The 21059-nt window shown below is 36.7% G+C and carries 16 protein-coding genes; 4 read left to right on the forward strand and 12 right to left on the reverse strand.

Annotation, left to right across the window (positions count from 1 at the left end; genetic code table 11):
• Positions 1-189: 189 nt before the first annotated feature.
• Entirely contained in the window at positions 190-1074 is an 885-nt protein-coding gene (locus tag IV494_RS02300; RefSeq protein WP_196078548.1) for a Brp/Blh family beta-carotene 15,15'-dioxygenase, read from the forward strand.
• Between the two features lie 72 nt (positions 1075-1146).
• Here IV494_RS02300 and IV494_RS02305 read toward each other — a convergent pair whose 3' ends face one another.
• Positions 1147-2391 carry an NAD(P)/FAD-dependent oxidoreductase gene (locus IV494_RS02305; protein ID WP_196078549.1) on the reverse strand — a complete coding sequence of 415 codons (1245 nt, stop codon included), beginning with the start codon at positions 2389-2391 and terminating at the stop codon, positions 1147-1149.
• A 135-nt stretch (positions 2392-2526) separates the two neighbouring features.
• Complete coding sequence (locus tag IV494_RS02310; protein ID WP_196078550.1) at positions 2527-4056, reverse strand: T9SS type A sorting domain-containing protein; 1530 nt, start codon at positions 4054-4056, stop codon at positions 2527-2529.
• Between the two features lie 447 nt (positions 4057-4503).
• Here IV494_RS02310 and IV494_RS02315 point away from each other — a divergent pair, with 447 nt between their 5' ends.
• Positions 4504-4683, forward strand: coding sequence for a PLDc N-terminal domain-containing protein (locus IV494_RS02315; RefSeq protein ID WP_196078551.1), 180 nt, complete (start codon positions 4504-4506; stop codon positions 4681-4683).
• A gap of 265 nt (positions 4684-4948) precedes the next feature.
• Here the strand turns inward: IV494_RS02315 and IV494_RS02320 are convergent, their stop codons facing one another.
• A complete protein-coding gene (locus IV494_RS02320; RefSeq protein WP_230379832.1) occupies positions 4949-7615 on the reverse strand; it encodes a cation-translocating P-type ATPase in 2667 nt (888 codons plus the stop codon).
• Positions 7616-8115: 500 nt separating this feature from the next.
• Here IV494_RS02320 and IV494_RS02325 point away from each other — a divergent pair, with 500 nt between their 5' ends.
• Positions 8116-8442, forward strand: coding sequence for a helix-turn-helix domain-containing protein (locus tag IV494_RS02325; protein WP_196078552.1), 327 nt, complete (start codon positions 8116-8118; stop codon positions 8440-8442).
• A gap of 281 nt (positions 8443-8723) precedes the next feature.
• Here the strand turns inward: IV494_RS02325 and IV494_RS02330 are convergent, their stop codons facing one another.
• The 9 genes from IV494_RS02330 to IV494_RS02370 form a co-directional block, all read right to left on the reverse strand.
• Positions 8724-9986, reverse strand: coding sequence for an ice-binding family protein (locus IV494_RS02330; protein WP_196078553.1), 1263 nt, complete (start codon positions 9984-9986; stop codon positions 8724-8726).
• A 546-nt stretch (positions 9987-10532) separates the two neighbouring features.
• Entirely contained in the window at positions 10533-12323 is a 1791-nt protein-coding gene (locus tag IV494_RS02335) for an acyl-CoA dehydrogenase family protein (protein ID WP_196078554.1), read from the reverse strand.
• 19 nt (positions 12324-12342) lie between these two features.
• Positions 12343-13527: an acetyl-CoA C-acyltransferase gene (locus tag IV494_RS02340; protein ID WP_196078555.1), complete on the reverse strand. Its 1185-nt coding sequence runs from the start codon at positions 13525-13527 to the stop codon at positions 12343-12345.
• Positions 13528-13638: 111 nt separating this feature from the next.
• Positions 13639-14103, reverse strand: a complete 465-nt coding sequence (gene tnpA, locus IV494_RS02345; protein ID WP_196078556.1) for an IS200/IS605 family transposase — start codon at positions 14101-14103, stop codon at positions 13639-13641.
• Between the two features lie 75 nt (positions 14104-14178).
• A complete protein-coding gene (locus IV494_RS02350; RefSeq protein WP_196078557.1) occupies positions 14179-16572 on the reverse strand; it encodes a 3-hydroxyacyl-CoA dehydrogenase/enoyl-CoA hydratase family protein in 2394 nt (797 codons plus the stop codon).
• A gap of 8 nt (positions 16573-16580) precedes the next feature.
• Positions 16581-17033 carry a MarR family winged helix-turn-helix transcriptional regulator gene (locus IV494_RS02355; protein ID WP_196078558.1) on the reverse strand — a complete coding sequence of 151 codons (453 nt, stop codon included), beginning with the start codon at positions 17031-17033 and terminating at the stop codon, positions 16581-16583.
• Between the two features lie 166 nt (positions 17034-17199).
• The gene (locus tag IV494_RS02360; protein ID WP_196078559.1) at positions 17200-18123 is read right to left on the reverse strand and encodes an ABC transporter ATP-binding protein; all 924 of its coding nucleotides are present in this window, start codon (positions 18121-18123) and stop codon (positions 17200-17202) included.
• Positions 18124-18163: 40 nt separating this feature from the next.
• Entirely contained in the window at positions 18164-19144 is a 981-nt protein-coding gene (locus IV494_RS02365) for an iron ABC transporter permease (protein WP_196078560.1), read from the reverse strand.
• Positions 19145-19221: 77 nt separating this feature from the next.
• Complete coding sequence (locus IV494_RS02370) at positions 19222-19794, reverse strand: TlpA family protein disulfide reductase (protein ID WP_196078561.1); 573 nt, start codon at positions 19792-19794, stop codon at positions 19222-19224.
• A 114-nt stretch (positions 19795-19908) separates the two neighbouring features.
• On the opposite strand from IV494_RS02370, the gene IV494_RS02375 reads away from it, so the two are divergent.
• Positions 19909-21036, forward strand: a complete 1128-nt coding sequence (locus IV494_RS02375; protein WP_196078562.1) for a 2Fe-2S iron-sulfur cluster-binding protein — start codon at positions 19909-19911, stop codon at positions 21034-21036.
• Positions 21037-21059: the final 23 nt, after the last annotated feature.

A 21059-nucleotide genomic window follows, 5' to 3' on the forward strand; every position in this document is an offset into this window, starting at 1 on the left:
AGATGATTAATCGTTTTTTACATTTTTGATTCAATTACCAAAATGTATATTTGTTCAGAATTATGCAAATCAGCTATAAACTGTTTGTTTTGCGCATAATTAATGGCGTTTAACTTTCGGTAAATCATAGAGTAAAACCATATTTTAATTTTCGCGGAAATTCGTAAGTAATACTCAAAACCATTTTTAATGAAAGAAATTTCTAAAATATCGATCATCATCAGTTTTCTGGCTTTGTGGATTACGTCGAGACTAAACAGCGATGATCAAACGCTCATCGGATTTATTTTTATATTTTCTTTCGGAATTTTGCACGGCGCCAACGATCTGGTTTTGATTAAAAATTTGAAAGGCAATAAAAATCGATCCTTTTTGACTTTTTTAGGAATTTACGTCTTGGTCGTCTTCATTTCGGCCATTTTATTTCTGACAATACCTTTGATCGTTCTTATTATTTTTGTCGTGATCAGTGCGTATCACTTTGGGGAACAGCATTTTCAAGATTTAGAAAATTACAAATGGACATGGGGAAAGCCCGTATTTTACTTGGTGTACGGCAGTTTTATTCTTCTTCTTCTATTTTATTTTCACAACATTGAAGTGCAGAAAATCATCTTCAGCATTACGAATTATGAAATTAGTCTGGTGACGAATCCGGCTCCATTAATTATTTCTGGAGTGGCTTTATTGTTATTGATGATCTATAATTATTTTTATATCCCGACTTTCAAAAAAATCATGGTGGCGGAAATTATATACCTGATTGTTTTTGCTTTGATCTTCAAACTTGGAAGTCTGATTTGGGGATTCGCCATTTATTTTATTTTATGGCACAGCATCCCATCTTTGCATGATCAGATCAAATTTCTGTACGGCAAATATTCTTTCGAAAATTTCAAATTGTATTTTAAATCAGCCTTCGTTTACTGGATCGTCTCTTTGATCGGAATAGGCGTTTTTTACTACTTTCTAAAAGATGAGAAGATATTTGATGCGATCTTCTTTTCTTTTATTGCAGCCATTACTTTTCCACATGCTTTTGTGATCTTAAAGATGTTCGAGAAAAAGGCGTAAAAATTATTCATATAATCGGAAATTTAAAAAAGTAGAAATTAGACTCTATATTAAAATTTGTAGACTATCAATTTATTTGCTTAAAGCTTCAATAACCGCAAGTGCCGCACTTTCACCTGACAGCATTGCCGCGTTCAAAGAGCCATTGAGTAAAGTGTCGCCCGCAAGGAAAATTTGAGAAGAGAAACGAGTTTCATTTGGTGACAAATTATATTTAAGGTTTTTCAGATCTGGTAAAGCTTTGGGGATCTCATAGATTTTAATCAATCTCAAAACCTCAATATTAAAATGTTCTTTTAATTCGTTTTTCACTTTTTCAGTGACTTCGTCACCTTTTAAATTTTGATCATCCACAACAGTCACGGAAAGTAATTCTTTACCACCATTTTTGAAAGTCCCTAAACTTGTATGGTAAAATAGATTATTGATCAGCTTTTTTTCTTTAGGTAAAAGTCCGATCAGGGGTTTTTCGATAACTCTTTTTTCTGTTTCAAAATAAAGGGTGAAGCATGATTTCCATTCTAGCGGTTCTTTATTTAATTGTGGGAGTAAGTTTGTTGAATCCGTAGCAATGATCGTAAAATCGCTTTCCAAAACTTCGCCGTTTTCTAAAGTGATTGCGCCATCTTTTACAGAACTTGCAGTAGTGTTAAAGAGAATTTTTGTCGTTTTTAATTTTTCCACGAGTTGATTTGGAATTGCCTGGATTCCGGCTTTTGGTAAAGCAGCGCTGCCTGTTCCGAACATTTTATAGACAAACTCAAACATTCGACTCGAAGTTTCCAATTGTGTGTCTAAAAATATTCCACTGAAAAAGGGTCTGAAAAACTGACTAAGTGCCTGATCTGAAAAGCCGAAATCTTTCAAATATTCTAAAGTGGTTTTTTCCTTCTCTGCAAATATTGCTGAGATATCTTTCTTCTTTAATTGAAGATTTAACTGCAATATATTTATTTTATCGCGGAAAGTAATAATGCTGGAAAATACCGTGGGAATTAGGAGAGAAAGGTCGCGCAAAGGATCACCGATCTGATTTTTCTTTCCTTTATTAAAAATGGCAGCACCCGGCAGAAAATTTTGCAATTCCAGAGCTTCATAATCCAGAAATTTCTGTGCAGCGGGATAGGAAGTTAACAAAACCTGAAAACCGTGATCCAGTTGATATCCTTCCACAATATCGGTTTTCACACGACCACCTACAGAATCTGTAGCTTCAATAATTGTAGGAGAGAAGCCGTGTTTTTCCAGCGTTTGAGCAGCGATCAGTCCACTTACTCCGGCGCCGATGATGTATATTTTATATTCCTGTTTTTCCATGATATTTTCTAATGATTACAAAACTACCATTTTTAGTTTGAAATTTTTGAAACGGCTTGATTGAGGGATCGAAAATTATTCAAACAAAAAAAACCAATGATCGCTCATTGGTTTTCTGATCAAATTACTTTAATTTTATTTCTTGATGAACTGTAGCGTTGTTGCTTTAGTTCCGTCGTTTAACCTTACGAAGTAACTTCCTTTTACCAGAGAAGAAACGTTGATCGCTGATTTGGTCGATACTGTTGCAGTCATTACTTTTTGACCAGCTATATTAAATATTTCTACGTCGTATTCTTTTCCAGACTTCGCAAAATCAAGATTGATATAATCTGTAGCCGGATTTGGATATAGTTGAGCTACTGCACTTTTTACGTTTTGTACGGCTAAATTTTTGTCATTATATCTTGCAATAAAATACTGTATTGGCAAGCCAGGTAATTCTGTATCACCCGAAACCACAATCTTGCCGTCTGGCTGAATTCCTACGTTATAAGATTCACCATAAGTACTGTTCGGGATATCGGTAAATATTGTACCTCCCTGACCGAATGTGGTATCCAGCTGGCCGTTTGCAGTGACACGTGCAAGACCGAAATTGTAATCACCGGCTTCATTTGCAGTCGCTGTTAGAACTAATTTTCCATCATCCTGAAGCGTCATTCCTGAAAGGTAACTTGTGCCATTTGCTACCAAACGAGTTTTGAAAATTCCGTTTGTACCGTAGGTGGTATCGAGACTTCCATTAGGATTAAGTCTTGCCACTGCAACTTCATAGCGCAATGGACTGGTTGCATACCAGGAATGACCACCGATTAAAATCTGGCCATTATTCAGCTGAAGGATTCGCATACCAAAATCGTTGTCTGTACCTACATGGAAGTGCAGGATTCCCTGGTCGCCAAAAGTGGTATCTAAATTTCCGTTTGAAAGATAAACTGCAAGTGCATATTCATATTTATTTTGGTAGCCGTCTAAAATCATCCCGCCGAGTATAATTCTTCCATCAGTGCTACTAACGATAGTATCGTGGCTATAACTTGCAAAATCTGAAAAAGGCGTAATTACCCAACCACCATTTCCAAAATCAATATCTAAAGTACCATTGCTTTTTACTTTAGCCATCGCGAAATCATCTTCAACGTAGCCTGAGATGATATAGTCACCGTTACTATCGATGTCGAAAGATTCTGCAACTTCAGTTTGGCCGCCGTCGATGATGGCAATACCATTTGTTCCAAAAGTCGTATCGAAACTTCCGTCTGGATTTAATCTCACCATGATAAAATCACCGGTAGAATTATTCCAGCGGTATCCTCCCATAACGATTTTTCCGTCTTGCTGAAGTTTGATGTCTTTCACAAAAGATTTAATCCAGCCTGAAGAGAAATCTCTTTTTCCATTATCGGCAAAACTGGTGTCTAAACTTCCATCGGCATTGTATCGGCTGACTCCAATTTTTACGCTGGAAGATACTCCGGTTGCCCCTGCGACGATTATTTTTCCGTCGGGCTGAACCACCATTGCGTCTGCGGAATTATTTCCTGAAGTGTAATTACCGGTAACGATTCCGTTCCCGTTGAAGGTGTTGTCTAGGCTTCCCGATTGTGCATTTACAACCATAGAAAATGTTACAAACATAAAGCTGGTAAAGGTTTTTTTCATATTATTTTTATTAATGAATCAAATGTAGAAAAAAAAATTCCACGCTATTAATTTAGTATTGTAAAATTCATGAATTTCTAAAATTGATTTTTCTTAAAATACTGATAAACAGATTGTTAATGTTCTCAACTATTATTATGTTTACTTAAATTTAATTAGATCAGGTAGAGAAATTTGTTGCATTTTATCTCTATATCGAGTGGTCTTGAACGCTAATTATTCATGCTAATTAGAATTAAATGTTAAGAACGATAGATTAAAGCAAACATAAACTATGTATAATAAATATCGTTTTAATTACAATCGATAATTGTCAAATTCGTAATTTTGAGTAGTATTAATTATAGAAAATTAAATTTTGGAAAATTTAATGTTTAAATAGTTGGAGAAAAATGTCTTCTCAATCCCTCTATTTTAAGAACAAAAGTAGAGAAGACAAAAATCACAATGAGTACTCAAACTTATTACACCGTCTTCATCATTTTATTTGTCGCAGTTCTAATTTTCAGCATTATTGAAATTGTAAAAAGTCCTTATTCTACACCGCGAAAATTGATGTGGCTTTTTATCTGTATTCTGATGCCGATTTTGGGCTCGGTTATTTTTCACTGGTATCGAAAAGGGTAGGTAATTAAATTAAAGAATTCAACATCGGTCACAATGACGGTAGGAAGTCCTTTGAAGGAAAAAATTATTTCTTAACCTGATAATTTTGAGTTCAGCATGTCGAGAAATAATGCTAATTCAGACAATCTTGTTGCGATTTTTTTTAATGTGAAATTCAATTTTTAAAAATGGTCGTCACGGTTTGCAAATCCGCGGCAGCTCAAAAATAATTATTTTTTAAAAATTTTCCTGAGTCAATTTTAAGTCTTCGATGATAAGCTTTTAATTATTTTCTTTTTACAAAAATCATCTTATAAATTTCCAGCGTAACCAAAGGAACTAGACCCAGCAAAATTGCCATGATCCAGCCTTTTGAGTCGGGCATATGAAGTTTAAAAGCGCTTCTTAAAACCGGAACAAAAAGCAACATTAACTGCAGGAAAAGTCCCAGTAAAATAGCTCCGTTTAAATAGTGGTTTCCAAAAATTTTGATCTGATAGAAAGGTTTTTTGCTGTTTCTTAATCCGAAAGAATAGAAAAGTTGTGCACATACCAATACCAAAAAAGCCAGCGTTCTCGCATTTTTAACGACTTCCTCCGGAATATTTTTCATGAATGGAGTGTAACCGAGTTCGTAAAAGCCGTACCAAAAAGCAAAAATAGTTATGAGACCGATAAGGATCCCGCCGATTACCACATGAGTTCCGGCGCCGTGGGAAAAGAAATTTTCATTGGCATCTCTTGGTTTTTCCTGCATCACGTCAGGATCATCACCATCCATTCCGAGGGCGATTGCGGGCAAAGAATCCGTGAGTAGGTTGATCCATAAAAGTTGGGTCGCAATAAGTGGAGCCGGCCAGCCAAAAGCGATGGGCAGAAACATGGCCAAAACTTCGCCCAGATTACAGGTCAATAAAAAGATGACCGATTTTTTAATGTTCTGAAAAATATTTCTTCCCTGTTCTATGGCAACAACAATCGTAGAAAAATTATCATCGGTGAGGATCATATCGGCGGCGTTTTTGGCCACATCGGTGCCGGTAATTCCCATTGCCACTCCAATATCTGCAATATGCAGCGAAGGTCCGTCATTCACGCCGTCACCGGTCATCGAAACAATGTTTTCGTTGGCCTGCAGCGCTTTTACGATCTGCACTTTATGTTGAGGAGAAACGCGGGCAAAAACTCGGTAGTTATTTACTTTTTCAATGAATTCATCCTCGCTGATTTCCTCCAGTTCTGGACCAGTGAGAACCTGGTCGATACTTTCCGCAACTTCCAGATCTTTTGCAATGGCGAAAGCGGTATTCTTGTGATCTCCAGTAATGATAATGGTTTTAATACCGGCATTTGCGGCAAGTCTTATCGAAGGTTTTACTTCTTCCCGTGCGGGATCGATCATTCCGACCAAACCGACGAGTACCAGATCTTTTTCCATTTCCTCCGGTTCTAAATTTTCATCTGCAGGTTTGAATGCTAAAACGAGGGTTCGTAAAGCATTATCAGACATTTTTATCGCTGCCTCACTGAAATTCTTAAGGTCTTCCTCGGTAATGGCTCTAATATCTCCTTTATCAAAAATATGAGTTGCTACTGTGCGCAGACTGCCCAGAGCACCTTTCGTAAAAACGCTGCAACCACTTTCAGATTTCACCAGAACCGACATCATTTTACGGTTGCTGTCGAAAGGATTTTCTCCGATACGTGTATATTTCTGACCTAAGATTTTGCGGTCGAGTCCGAGTTGATCACCCAGAACAAGCAGGGCAATTTCGGTAGGATCTCCTGTTGCTTCTTCGTTTTCTAGCGTTGCGTCGGAGCAGAGAATCATTCCTTCAGACAGTAATTTTGCCGATTCAGAAATGGTGGTGTTTTCTGTTTCATCCAATACTATTAAACCGTCTGAGGTAAAGATTTGAGTCACGGTCATTTTATTCATCGTCAAAGTTCCGGTTTTATCGGAGCAGATAATGTTGACGGATCCTAAAGTTTCTACAGCAGGAAGTTTTCGGATAATCGCGTTTTTGCGGGACATGGCGGTAACTCCTATAGAAAGGACAACGGCGACAATTGCAGCCAGACCTTCCGGAATGGAAGCAACAGCAAGTGAGACTGAAATCAGGAACATCTCCGCCAGATCGCGCCCCTGAAGCCAGGAAACTCCGAAGATCACAATACATATTCCGACCGCAATTTTTCCGAGTGATTTTCCGAGTTCGCTGAGTTTCTTTTCTAATGGTGTTTTAATGTTGGAGTCGGTATCCAGTAAATCTGCAATCTTTCCGACTTCGGTGGTCATTCCAGTATCGACTACAATTCCTAAACCTCTTCCGGCAGTGACAATGGTCGACATAAAGGCCATGTTTTCAATTTCCGCCAGCGGCATTTTGATGTTCTCAAAAACGCTTTCTGCTTTTTTATGAACGGGCAGAGATTCTCCGGTTAAAGATGATTCTTCAATCTGAAGGTTTACGGTTTCCAAAAGACGTAAATCTGCGGGAATAATTCGGCCTGCGTCTAAAATAACAAGGTCGCCCGGTACCAATTCGGCACTGTCGATTTCTTTGGTTCGTCCCTCACGTTTTACAACAGCTTTCGGGGAAGACATTTTCAGAAGCGCGTCGATCGCCTTTCCGGCTTTCACTTCCTGATAGGTTCCAATGGCGGCATTAAGAAAAATAACGAGCGTAATAATCACGGAATCTATATATTCTCCCATGAAAGCGGTGATGATCACGGCTGCGAAAAGTACAAAGATGAGCCAGTCATTTAGTTGAGAAAAGACAATTTTTAAAAGAGATTTTTTCTTTTTGCCTTCCAAAATATTTGCGCCAAAATGTTCTTTTCTTTTCCGCGCTTCCTCTTCAGAAAGTCCTGTGTCTGCTTCCACTGAAAGCAGCGTTAAAGTTTCGGGAACAGACTTGGTAAACCAGTGTTTTATTTTTTTATCCATAAGGAAAATTATCGTTAGAAATGGGTAAGTGCAAATTACCGATTTACAGGGAAATTTCAGATAAATATTGTAGTGAAATTTGAAAAAAAGCGATAGGGAAAAAGAGAGGAGAAAAGAAACTAGATATTGGATTATTTTAAAAAATCTTTTGAATAGTTTTTATGGGGTGATTGAAGTTCCTGTAGTCGTCACGGATTGCAAATCGGCGACATCGGATTTATATATCTAAGATAACAATAAATATATTTAAGATAACAATAGATATGTTTAAGATAAAAATCAATATGTTTAAGATGTCAATAGTTATGTCTAAGACATCAATAAGAATATTTAAGATAACAATTAATTTAGTTTAGGTATCAAAATAAGGTTTTGTAAGCAAAATTTTTTAATTTTATATTTCTTATTCGATATGATAACAATGATATTCTATTATTATTTTCCTAAAATTGAAGAAGATTAAGTCTTAAACTGACCTCAAAAACCAAAATTCAAATGTCATGGGAACAAATCGAACCTATCTTCAACAAGGGATTCATCCATATCCACACATCGGAAATTTAATTCGGCAAAAATTGAAAGAATTGAATATTACGAGTACCGAAGCTGCGCGCAGACTGGGCGTGAATTCTACCAATATGCATGCTTATTACAAAAATCCTTCGCTACAGTTTGGGATCATCTGGAAATTAAGTATTGCCATTAATTATGATCTGCTGTCTGATATTATGGATCATTATCCCGAGAATTTCCCGAAAAAAATTGATCCCAGAATTGCGGAAATGGAAAAGGAACTGGAGATCTATAAGTCGCTTTTGAGAAGGTGAGTTGTGATTGAGGAATGCAAATCGTCGAAATTAAGTAACCGATGTTTTTAGAAAACAGAAATTTGTCTGCAATTAACTCAGTCAAGTTTCAAAGCCTTGACTGGATTTTTTAGATATCCCGTGAAAAAAAAAGATTGTGTCAGAATGGGAGAGTTATTATTTTAGCGCATGAAGATTTCTAGTTAATTACAATGTGTTTTTTTAATAAACTAACAATTACTATTTATGCATTTTAAGCTATTGTATTGACTAGTATAAAATGGGCCTTATATGCGTTGAATTTAATTTCCTGCACGAATTATTGAGAATATTCTTTGGTGAAGAGTGGCTGTACCCTTGTCAACTTTCCACCGCACATTAATAGTTTCTCCTGCTGCTACTGTTACTATAGCTTGTAGTGGTACAGTGGTTCCCAGCAGAATAGTTCTTGATGATTCAAGCACCTCGACATTGTCTTTAAAAATACTATACATACTTGCGTTTGAGGTACTTCTGGTACCAGGGCCATAAATCTCTCCTATAAGTCCAGCGAAAGCTGTGGGAATTCCGTTTGCAGTACCAACATCTCCTGTTATCGAACATCCCAAATCACAACCCGAAATAGCTCCATCAGCAGTAAACATAGCAAATGAGTGGAGAGATCTAAAGTTGATTAATGAAGCGCCCGTAGTTACTTTAAGCACTGTCCCCGCCCCCATAGTTATTGCGCCCATGGTAGAAAGTAATCTACCATTATGTGTAGTATGAGCACCCAAAGCAATAGCAGCATTTGAAATTAGAGTTCCCTTCATTGTAGTAGGATCAGCAGTTGACATTGCTCCCCCACAGACCCAAAAAATATTGCAGGCGCGAGCTCCGTTAATTAAATCTACTTTACTACTGACTCCAGTCGTAAATGCTCCCGTACCTCTGATGATAAATAAGGCATTAGGGTCATTTTGCCCATCCAAAGTCACTGTTCCAGCAATTGAAGGTGCGCCAGCAACGTCGTAAACACCAGGAAGTAGAATCTCGTTATTGCCAAAAACCAAACCGTGAGTAACGCCACCGGGGAAATTCATCAATTCAGTAAAAATGGCATGTACATCGAGAACGCCTTGTTGTGAGCTAAAGGTATAATTACTGTCGATCAACCCATTAAATAAAGTTAGGTATGTTCCTGCAGGTGGAGTAATACTCATACCACTTACAACTTCATATACTAAAGAGTTAGTTGTAACAACATCACCCTTTGTCACTGATTGAACTATAGCAGAACTTTGCCGACTTTTAATACCTTCCCAAGTAGGAAGGTCGGAAGTTCCGGTATTGATTTGTCCATCATTTAATGTGCTGTTATAAATCATTAATCCTGAAGCTGGAAGTACAATGTTATCGCGTTGGATTGTGGTTAAACGTGGCATTAAGAGACCTTTGTCTTCAGAAAAAATCTCCAGAGCAGAAGAAGGATCTATAGTTGTCGTGTTAATCCCAATTTGAGCGTAGATACCTTTGGGAATCGAAATGGCAATGAACATCAGGAATAATTTTAAAATTAGTTTCATGTAGTTGTTGTTAGTTTGATACTTTATATGTAATTAAATCAGCGAGAATAGTTGTGTATATGCTTGTTAAACTAAAATGAATGATCTGTAGTCACTTTTATCTGAAATAACATCCAGGTTAGCTTACGTTGCTTCCTTTTAAAAAATTATTACTTGAAATGATCAAAAAATACTGAAAGCATCATTTGAATAATAGTTTACAAATCGAAAAATGATAGGAATTTGGGAGGCAATCTCAGAGAAAAATGCAGCAGGTTGCAAGCAGTTTAAATAGCTTGTTTTGTCGGGATAGTACAGATTGTTCTATTGCATCAAAGATACAATTTTTTATTACATGCTATTCAGTTGTTTTATAAAGGTACTTATAGATAAAAATAATTTTGGTAAATTTCTCCACATAAATGTTACGAATAGTAATTAAAACAAATTGCGACTTAATATTAAAATAATTAATACTATTAATGATTTACAATCCATGCCTATCATTTCTAAAAAAAAAGAACGCCCTGATTTCTCAGAGCGTTCAAACCACATATCAAACTATTTCTAGTAAGATCCTTTTTCCACGAAATGGGCTGCAACTTTTTCAGTTAAGGCAACTACATTTGGCATATTGGTGTATTTTGTAAATCTGCGTAATCCAGAAAGCATCATGCGCTGTTCGTCGCCTTCTGCAAAGGATACGATTCCTTCTTTCGCGGCAGTGGTAATTGCTTCCACGGCTTTGTAAAGATTTAATCTCGCCATTGCTGCTTCTACAGAATCGGTATCGAAATGTTTTTCTGCTCTTAAAACTGCAGATTCTGCCATATAGATCTGGTTCAGAATTTCAGAAGCATTTAATAAAAGATGCTGCTGTTTTTCGATTTCCATCATGTATTTCTGAAGCGCGGCTCCGGCAACCATTAAGAATACTTTCTTCAAGTTGTGAAGTAGGGCTTTTTCTTCAGACATATATTCTGAATAATCAGGAACTTCAAAAGATGGAATTCCCATCAATTCTTTTCCGATTGCCATGGCTGGTTTCAATAGGTCAAGTTCACCTTTCATGGTTTTCTTGATCAACATTCCTACAGCAAGAAGTCGGTTAATTTCGTTGGTTCCTTCATAGATTCTACCGATACGGGCATCTCTCCAGGGTGCTTCCATTGGCGCATCTTCGGAGAATCCCATTCCACCGTAAATCTGAAGTCCTTCATCTGCGGTGCGTTGCGTTAAGTCTGAAACATACACTTTTAGAATTGAACATTCCACGGCATATTCTGCCAAAGCATTTAATTCTGCGTCTGCATGAGACATTCCACCTGAAATGAATTCCTCGATTTTATCTTCTACATTTTTCGCTGCTCTGTAAGAACCTGCTTCTGAAACGAAAATACCTGTTGCCATTTCAGCAATTTTTTTACGGATCGCACCAAAAGTAGAAATCGAAACGCCGAACTGTTTTCTTTCGTTGGCATATTTAATCGCTAAACCTGTAAGTCTTCTTTGTCCGTCAATGTTTGCTGCGGCTAATTTAATACGACCGGCATTCAAAGCGTTCAAAGCGATTTTGAATCCGTTGTTTCTTTCTCCTAAAAGATTTTCCACCGGAATTTTCATATCATTAAAGAAAACCTGACGGGTAGAAGAGGAGCGAATTCCTAATTTGTGTTCTTCTTCGCCCATCGTCATGCTATTTGGATCTTCCAGTTCGGAACGGTTGATCACAAATGCAGTGATGTTTTTATCATCTCCAATTCTTGCAAAAAGGGTGAAAGTCTCTGCAAATCCTGCATTCGAAATCCACATTTTCTGACCATTGATGATGTAATGTTTTCCGTCTTCTGAAAGAACGGCTCTTGTTTTCCCGGAGTTCGCATCGGAACCTGCATCAGGCTCTGTCAAACAGTACGCACCGAATTTTTCACCTGTTGCTAAAGCGGGAAGGTATTTTTGTTTTTGCGCTTCAGTTCCATAAAGTAGGATAGGAAGTGTACCAATTCCGGTGTGCGCACCGTACGCAGTTGCCAGGGAACCATTTCCTCCGGAAACCATGTCACAAGCAAGCATCGTACTCACGAATCCCATTCCAAGACCGCCGTATTCTTCCGGAACCGCAATTCCTAAAGATCCAAGTTCGCCCAGTTTTCTCATGGTTTCTTCGGTCAACGCGTAGTCTTTTTTCTCGAAACGCTCTCTATTCGGGATCACCTCGCGATCCATAAATTCTGTTAAAGATTCACGAAGCATTTTTTGCTCATCTGTCAGTTCTTCAAGACTGAATAGTTCTGCTGCAGGAATATCTTTGATGATGAATTCACCGCCTTTTAGTGTTGTTTTTGTTGTATCGCTCATGATGTTAATTTTTTTAATTTTAAAGAAGTTCAAAAATCGAGGCTGCTCCCTGTCCCGTTCCTACGCACATTGTTACCATTCCGTATTTCATGTTGCCGCGTTTTTTCATTTCGTCTAGCAATTGAACAGTTAATTTTGTTCCGGTACACCCAAGTGGATGTCCGAGTGCGATGGCACCACCATTAACGTTTAAGATATCTGGATTAAGATTCAATTCTTTTTTCAAAGCCACCGATTGAGAAGCAAAGGCTTCATTCAATTCAATTAAATCGATGTCTTTTAATTCTAAACCGGCTTGTTTTAATGCTTTAGGAACGGCGTATAATGGACCCATTCCCATAATTCTTGGCTCTAAACCTGCTGCCGCGTACGCTGCTAATCTTGCTTCCGGTTCCAAACCTAATTCTTTCACCATTTCTTCCGACATTACAATTACGAACGCCGCACCGTCACTCATTTGAGAGGAGTTTCCTGCCGTTACAGATCCGCCATTTGCAAAAACAGGACGTAATTTTGCCAAACCTTCTAAACTCGTATCTTTTCTTGGACCTTCATCCACTGTAAAGTCGTATTTCTTGGTCTGCATTTTCTGGTTCTCGTCCAGGTAATTGTATTCTACCGGAATCGGAACGATCTGATCTTTAAATCGGCCAGTTTCATTTGCTTTTAAGGCTTTTTGGTGAGATTCAAAAGAGAACTGATCCTGCTCTTCGCGGGAAATTTTAAATTGATTTGCCACTTCTTCCGCCGTGTAACCCATTCCCCAATAATAATCAGGATTGGATTTTGCCATATCGCTTTCCGGAACGGGTTTGTAACCACCCATCGGAATGTAAGACATCGATTCTGTTCCACCTGCGATAATACAATCAGCCATTCCTGCCTGAATTTTCGCAGAAGCAATAGCAATCGCTTCAGATCCGGAAGCGCAATATCTGTTCACCGTAACACCCGGAACTTGATCGGTATTTAATCCCATTAATGAAATTAAACGCGCCACGTTCAAACCTTGTTCTGCTTCTGGCATTGCATTACCAACGATTAAATCGTCGATTCTGTTTTTATCCAATTGCGGCACTGCTTCCATTAATTTTTCAATGACGGTTGCTGCCATGACATCGGGACGCGTAAAGCGAAGTGAACCTTTCGGGGCTTTTCCTACTGCGGTTCTAAACCCTTTAATTATATATGCTTGTTTTGACATTTTTTAAATTTTATAATTAATACCTCGGAGAGGTTTTCTGTTAATTGCCTTTTTTATTAATGTATTTTTTGAGCTCCGTAGGAGCGACCTTTTAATCGATGGAGCGACCTGTTAATCTTCAATCCAGTCGAATAAATATTTTTGATCATATTCAATTTCAAATTTTTCTAGAAGACCCAAATATTCTTCTTTGAATTTTTTCTTCTTATGATGTTCTTCCTGATTCAAAATATATTTCACCACAGAATCTACACCGCTTTTTGAGTATGAAAATGCTCCATAACCTTCCTGCCAATTAAATTTCCCGTTGATCCAATTTTTATCATTAATGAATTTTGAAGAACCTGCTTTGATATCTCGAACTAAATCAGAAATCAAAATGGTTGGACCGATACTAACCAGAATATGAACGTGATCTGGCATTGCAAAAACGGCAAATAATTTCTGACCTCGATTGGTAACAATACCTGTAATAAATTTATGCAATTCTTCTCTGTTCTCTTTTGCAAGAAGGTTTTGTCTGCCTTTCACTGCGAAAACAATTTGAATGTAAATTTGTGTATAGGTGTTTGCCATCATTAACAGGTCGCCTCTACGAGGCTTTCTAAAAAATTATTATCCTATTAGCAGGTCGTTCCTACGGAACTTTTTTTAATTTCTTAGTGGTTTCCCTTTAGTTAACATGAACTGAATTCTTTCCAAAGTTTTTCTTTCTCCACATAATTGCAAGAATGTTTCTCTTTCCAGATTCAATAAATATTGTTCTGTAACGATTGTTGGTTCAGAAAGATTTCCTCCGACTAAAACGTTTGCTAATTTGTCAGCAATCAGTTTATCGTGCTCAGAAATATATTTTCCGGTTAACATTTGATCAGTTCCCACTAAGAACATTCCTAAAGCATCGCGACCTAAAACTTTTACTTTTTGTTCGATTGGTTGCGTGTAGCCGTGTTCCGCTAAACTTAAAGCGAGCATTTTTGCAGTTTTAATCTGACGGTTTTTATTTACCACCACAATGTCTTTATGGTTTTCTAAAATTCCCATATCGTACGCTTCGTAAGCAGAAGTTGCTACTTTTCCCATTGCGATATTCATGAACATGTCCCGAAGTCTGTTATTTTTAACATCATCAGAATGGAATTCACGGGAAACTCTCAACGCCATTTCTTTCGTTCCACCACCACCAGGAATTACGCCGACACCAGTTTCTACCAATCCGATATAGGTTTCTGCTGCAGCAACAACGCGGTCAGCATGCATCGTCATTTCGCAACCACCACCTAAAGTCATTCCGTGTGGAGCAACTACAACAGGAATTGAGGAATAACGAACGCGCATCATGGATTTTTGGAAATAAGCAATTGCCATATTTAAATCATCCCAATCCTGATCGATGGCCATCATTAAAATCATGGCTAAATTTGCTCCAACAGAGAAATTTGCTCCTTGATTCCCGATAACTAATCCATCATATTCTTTTTCGGCTAAATCAATGGCTCTGTTCAAACCATCTAAAACTTCGCCTCCTAAAGAGTTCATTTTTGAATGGATTTCAAAGTTGATAATTCCATCACCCAAATCCTGAATGGAGGATCCTGAATTACTCCAAAGGGTTTTATTTTTTCTAATGTTATCAAGAATGATAAAAGATTCCTGACCTGGAATACTGTTGTAGTTTCCAGAAGTTTTATCGAAGTAGATGCTTTGACCTTCGTCATTCACTTTATAGAAAGTCGCAACGTTTTTCACCCAATCAGAAACTTCATAACCGGCGTCTTTTGCCAGTTCAATTCCTTTTTGAACACCAACTGCATCCCAAATTTCGAATGGTCCATTTTCCCAACCAAAACCAGCGCGCATCGCATCATCGATTTTATACAGTTCATGAGAGATTTCCGGAACTTTATGAGAAACGTAAGCGAATAAAGCGCCTAAAGATTTACGGTATAATTCTCCGGCTTTATCTTTTCCACCGATAAGAACTTTAAAACGGGCGATTGGTTTATCAATCGCTTTGGTTAAAGCAAGCGTCGGGAATTCTGTTTTTCCCTGCAGCTCATATTCCATAGTATCCAAATTCAACCCATGAATTTCAGATTTACCTTCTGCATTTTTAATTTTTTTGTAGAAACCTTGCTCAGATTTAGAACCCAACCATTTGTTGTCGACCATTTTCTGCACATAATCCGGCAATTTGAAGACATCGTTGAAATCATTCGCTTCAGCCTTACTGTCACGAACACCATTAGCAACCATCACCAAAGTATCGAGACCAACAACATCAGCAGTTCTGAAAGTTGCAGATTTTGGACGACCGATAATTGGACCGGTTAACTTATCAATATCAGAAACATTTAAGCCTAAACCTTTGATCTCGTGAAGCAAATTCATCATGGAGAAAACGCCAATTCTGTTAGCAATAAAAGCGGGAGTATCTTTGGCTAAAACCGTGGCTTTTCCTAAGAATTTTGCGCCATAATCCATGTAAAATTGAATAACTTCAGGATCAGTTTCCGGCGTAGGAATAATTTCTAAAAGCGGTAAATATCTTACCGGATTAAAGAAATGTGTTCCTGCAAAATATTTTTTGAAATCGTCGCTTCTACCTTCAATCAAGAAATGAATTGGAATTCCGGACGTGTTCGAAGAAACTAAAGTTCCCGGTTTTCTAAACTGTTCTATTTTTTCGTAAACCGATTTTTTAATGTCGAGTCTTTCAACAACAACTTCAATAATCCAGTCAGTCTTTTTGATTTTTTCTAAATCATCATCAAAGTTTCCGACCGTAATTCTTTCCGCAAATTTCGGAGAATACAAAAGTGCCGGACTTGATTTCTGTAATTTTACAAAATTCTCTGCGGCGATTCTGTTTCTAACGATCTTATCTTCTTTTGTAAGACCTTTTTTCTGCTCGGCTTCTGTTAGTTCGAAAGGAACAATATCCAGCAGAAGTACTTGTACACCAATGTTGGCGAAATGTGCTGCAATACCGGAACCCATAATTCCTGAACCTAAAACCGTAACGTGTTTGATTCGTCTGTTCATATTCGTTATTATTTTTTATTATTTAATTCGTTGGCAATTTTCAAAATGTCGGTCATTACTTCTTTAAAAATTTCCATTTTTTCAGCTGGAATATTTTCCATTACTTTCTTATTGAAGTTCACGACCACTTCTTTGGATAAGTTTCTGGAGTTAAGACCTTTATCAGTCAGTTTAATGATCACTTCCCGTTTGTCGTTGGTGGTTTTCTCTTTATAGATGTAGCCATTGTCTTCCAGAAGTTTTATTATTCTGGTTAAAGATGTTGGTTCGATGGCCATCTTTGGTCCCAGATTCGTACTTCGTGTTCCTTCTTTCGGGTCGATCTTCAAAAGGGTCAGAGCTTGAACAGCTGTTGCATCATGGACTTGTGCTAATTCCGAATACATTTTCGAAACTGCAAGCCAGGTAGATTTCAAAATGAGATCTACATTTTCAACTTTTTCATGAGGTGATTTATTCATATCAATAGTATAATGTGGTTATGTCAAATATAAATAATATTATGCATGCATAGTATATTTAATTTGTTAATATTTTGTTAAATACTAGAAATCAACTACTTAAAAGATATGAAAAGCATAATACTATGCATGCATAGTATTTGAAAAAGGCCGGATAAATAAGGATTCAATGAAGGTTTTTGATCAATCTTGAAATATCCGCAAAAGAATCACAATTTCGCTGAAAATTATGATTAGATATTAACCAAAAAGTACCTTTCCACTCAAATTTGTACTCAGAAAGATTTTTTGAGAAGTTTTTTTGAAGAAAAGAGTAGAGCATTTCTTTCTCTAAAGAAGGTGCAGAAATGTGTGGCGGAGAAAATTCTTCGTCGATATGAAAAAGCTGTGGATTTAAAAGTTCGTCATGTTTTAATAAAAGATCTTCCGTAATTCCAGCTTCTAATTTCTCGTTGTAAATAAACCACATTTTGTCCGCAAACTCTTTAGACAAACGCCAGTCGTGAGATGAAAATAGGATGCACTTATTTTGATTTTTCGCTAGTTTTCTGAGCAACTTTAAGATGATGATCTTATTTTCTTCATCTAAGTGAGTAGTCGGCTCATCTAAAATGATCATTGGGGAATTCTGCGCTAAAGCTCTTCCAATAAAGGCTTTCTGAAGATTACCATCTGATAACTGGTTTAAAGAAAAATTTCGGTATTGCGTTAAATTTAAATTTTCGATAATTTCATCAACTTCTTTTTTATCTGCAGAATTCAATTCAAAATAATACGGATAATGAATATATTTTCCGAGTGAAATTAAATCAATCAGCGTAAAGTTGGCAGGAATCGGTGCTTTCGAAAATACAACCGCGATCTGCTCTGCAATTTGTTTATTTGAAAGATTTTTTATGTTTTTGTCGCCAAGAGTTATCTGGCCTTTTAAAGTTGAAATTTGATGGAGAATGCTTTTAATCAAAGTCGTTTTACCAACACCATTATTTCCGATCAACAGACAAATATCACCTAGATCCAAAGAAGTTTCAACACCTTTGATCAAAGGGGTTTTATAACCGATCGCTGTATTTTTTAATTCTAAAAACATTAAAGTTAAATGGATATTATTTTCACTTAGACTTATTACTTTATACCTGGCTCTTTCTACTATTCAGCATCATCATCAATATCACCGGAATTCCAAACAGAGAAGTGATCACATTTAAAGGAAACTGCGACATTTCAGAAACAATAGAAAAGATTTCCATAATTAAAATTCCTAAGATCATATTCAAGATCCACTGTTGCCAAAGCTTTGCAGGATTAAAAAGCATTCTGCAGAAATGTGGAACAACAATTCCTATAAATAAAATGGGTCCAAGAAACGCTGTGACAGAAGCCGCCAGAAGAGAGGAGGCAATGATTACAAAAAACTTCAGTTGAGTCAGATTCACTCCCAAACTTTGGGCATATGCCGTTCCCAAAGAATTCCCGATCAAAGGTTTTATGGTTTTAAAAGTGAGCAAGAGTCCAATGATGACGATGATAGAAAGCACCCAAATTTGATTGGTAGAAACCTGATTGTTTGCACCGAAACTCCACAAAATATAATTTTTTAAACTTTGATTTTCCGCGTAGAACTGTAGAATTGAAACTACGGCTCCAGCCAAGGCTGAAACTAAAAATCCAAAAATGATCAGAAATGATTTATCCTGAAATCTGCCGGAAAATAGAAGTAGAATCGCCATTAAAATTAAACTTCCACCGATTGCCGTAATGCTTAAAAAACTGTTTTGCAAAAATTCAGGAAGAAGAAGGTTCTGGGAAAAAAAAATATAAAAAGCGACACTCAGACTGGCGACAGAAGTAATTCCCAAAACGGATGGTCCAGCCAAAGGATTTTGAAAATATTCCTGCAAAAGAAATCCGGATGTTGGGATCGAGATTCCCGCTAAAAGCATTACCAATATTCGATTAACGCGAAGTTGAGCGATCTGAGAGTTTTCAGAAGTGGAGGAAAAAAAGTCTGAAAAATGAAGTTCCAAAAAACCAATGTTCAAATTTACGACAATCGAAATTACGATTGCAACGAGGATTAGAATGGTGGTGATCTTGAAATTTTTAGTCATAATAAGAACTTGCGGTAAATTTAAAAAAAAGAAAACACCTTGTGAAAAGATGTTTTCTATAAATTAAAATATTTTGGTTATTTGAAAGAGTTTAGCTTTTCTGTCAACATTTCCTCACTCATTGATCCTAAAGTTTCGTCGGTTTTATCGCCTTTTCTTATAAATGTAAAGGGAATTGCACCGCCGTCCCATTTTTTGAAATTTGCTTTAAAAAATTCTGGAGTCAGTTTTGAACCATCAATTAAAACCATATGATTTGAAAGACCCTCTTTCTCCGCGAAATTTTTCACCTTCGTATCCCAATCTTCTTTCTGGTCCAGATCAACAAACGTAAATTTCACCGGTTGCCCTTTCATTTCCTCCATTTTCTTTTTGAAATGTGGAATTTCCTGCATACATGGACCACACCAGGTTGCGAAAAAATTGTTGACATATAAGGTATCGTTGTTTTGTTTCCCTAAAAATTTTGCAGTTTGTTCAGGATTCAACTCGATTTTTTTAAAAGGTGTTGCCGCTTCAGTAGTTTCATTAGATTCCGGAACAGTGACAGAATCCGTCTTCATATTTTCAGAACTTTCAACGGTTTTATTTTCTTTTTTACACGCTGTAAAAGTCGCAGCCATCATAATTCCTAAAATTACTTTTTTCATATGTAGATATTTATTTTTGTAAGCTGATATGCAATCGCCAATCATTATTAGTATTGGTATTTTCCCAAGTAGGGCGATTTCATATTATTTTTATTATTTTTGAATTCTTATACTATGGAAAATCTTTTACTCAAAACAAGACCAATCGAATTTCACTGGCTAAAATTAGCGAAAAAGCAAAGACTGACCAAAAGTATCTTCGCGCTTGAATTTGAAATTCCTCATTCTTTGAAACCAAATTTCACCTTTGAAGCCGGACAATATGTTACTTTAAAATATCTTTCGAAGGGAGCAGTTATCCAAAATGATTATTCGATGACTTCTGCACCTTTTGAAGGTAAAATTTCTTTAGGTATTAAAATTAATTACGATAAAAGTTCTTCTGAAGATTTATTTGACAATTTAGAAGTTGGCGATTCCCTTGAAGTTTCGGAACCGAGAGGACGTTTCACGATAGTTTCAAAACCACATGAATTCCGCACCATTATTGGTTTTGCGGGTGGAATTGGTATTACGCCTTTGATTAGTCACTTCAAAAATATTCTTAACAACGAACCACGAACGCGACTTTTTCTCTTTTACGGCAATAAAAATACGCAGGATATTCCTTTCAAAAATGAACTGGAGGAACTGCAGAAAAAACATGCAGATCGGTTACAAATTCAATACTTTTATTCTCAGGAAAAAGTAGGAAACGGATTATTTGAAGGTCGATTAAATGAAAAAAAAGTTGCTTTGATTATCAATCAATTTTTGAATTTAGATGATACTGATGAAGAAAGCACAATTTGGGATGCGGTAGATGAAGTTTTAATTTGTGGGAAAGGCGAGATGATCAAATCGATCGCAAATGCATGTTATCATCACGGGATTCCAAAAAAGAATATTCATTTTGAATTATTTGAGGAGTTTAATGAAGATATTTATCCGATTGAAAAAGAATTTCCTTTGATAGAAAATATCGAAGTCGTTTTGAAACTTTTTAATCATCAATATACTGCAACTTTAAAAAACAATAAGGTCAAACTTTTGCAGCAGCTTTTAATTGAGGGATTTCCAGTTCCGTATTCCTGTAAATCCGGGATCTGTGGGAGTTGCGAATGTATTTTGGAAGAAGGAGAAGTGGAGCTTTTGGAGAATGAATATTTAACGGAAACGGAAGAAAAATCGGGGAAAATTTTAGCGTGTATGTCGGTTGTTTTAAGTAAAAATATTAAAGTTAACTTTGATTTAAACTTTTAATTTGAAAAAGATTTTAGATGTAT

The sequence above is a fragment of the Kaistella gelatinilytica genome, assembly GCF_015679325.1.
Classification (GTDB): Bacteria; Bacteroidota; Bacteroidia; order Flavobacteriales; family Weeksellaceae; genus Kaistella; species Kaistella gelatinilytica.

What these genes read in the sequence shown, in the direction of transcription:
- IV494_RS02300 (WP_196078548.1), top strand. Translation starts at nt 190, where the DNA reads ATGAAAGAAATTTCTAAAATATCGATCATCATCAGTTTTCTGGCTTTG.
- IV494_RS02305 (WP_196078549.1), bottom strand. Translation starts at nt 2,391, where the DNA reads ATGGAAAAACAGGAATATAAAATATACATCATCGGCGCCGGAGTAAGT.
- IV494_RS02310 (WP_196078550.1), bottom strand. Translation starts at nt 4,056, where the DNA reads ATGAAAAAAACCTTTACCAGCTTTATGTTTGTAACATTTTCTATGGTT.
- IV494_RS02315 (WP_196078551.1), top strand. Translation starts at nt 4,504, where the DNA reads ATGAGTACTCAAACTTATTACACCGTCTTCATCATTTTATTTGTCGCA.
- IV494_RS02320 (WP_230379832.1), bottom strand. Translation starts at nt 7,615, where the DNA reads ATGGATAAAAAAATAAAACACTGGTTTACCAAGTCTGTTCCCGAAACT.
- IV494_RS02325 (WP_196078552.1), top strand. Translation starts at nt 8,116, where the DNA reads ATGGGAACAAATCGAACCTATCTTCAACAAGGGATTCATCCATATCCA.
- IV494_RS02330 (WP_196078553.1), bottom strand. Translation starts at nt 9,986, where the DNA reads ATGAAACTAATTTTAAAATTATTCCTGATGTTCATTGCCATTTCGATT.
- IV494_RS02335 (WP_196078554.1), bottom strand. Translation starts at nt 12,323, where the DNA reads ATGAGCGATACAACAAAAACAACACTAAAAGGCGGTGAATTCATCATC.
- IV494_RS02340 (WP_196078555.1), bottom strand. Translation starts at nt 13,527, where the DNA reads ATGTCAAAACAAGCATATATAATTAAAGGGTTTAGAACCGCAGTAGGA.
- tnpA (WP_196078556.1), bottom strand. Translation starts at nt 14,103, where the DNA reads ATGGCAAACACCTATACACAAATTTACATTCAAATTGTTTTCGCAGTG.
- IV494_RS02350 (WP_196078557.1), bottom strand. Translation starts at nt 16,572, where the DNA reads ATGAACAGACGAATCAAACACGTTACGGTTTTAGGTTCAGGAATTATG.
- IV494_RS02355 (WP_196078558.1), bottom strand. Translation starts at nt 17,033, where the DNA reads ATGAATAAATCACCTCATGAAAAAGTTGAAAATGTAGATCTCATTTTG.
- IV494_RS02360 (WP_196078559.1), bottom strand. Translation starts at nt 18,123, where the DNA reads ATGTTTTTAGAATTAAAAAATACAGCGATCGGTTATAAAACCCCTTTG.
- IV494_RS02365 (WP_196078560.1), bottom strand. Translation starts at nt 19,144, where the DNA reads ATGACTAAAAATTTCAAGATCACCACCATTCTAATCCTCGTTGCAATC.
- IV494_RS02370 (WP_196078561.1), bottom strand. Translation starts at nt 19,794, where the DNA reads ATGAAAAAAGTAATTTTAGGAATTATGATGGCTGCGACTTTTACAGCG.
- IV494_RS02375 (WP_196078562.1), top strand. Translation starts at nt 19,909, where the DNA reads ATGGAAAATCTTTTACTCAAAACAAGACCAATCGAATTTCACTGGCTA.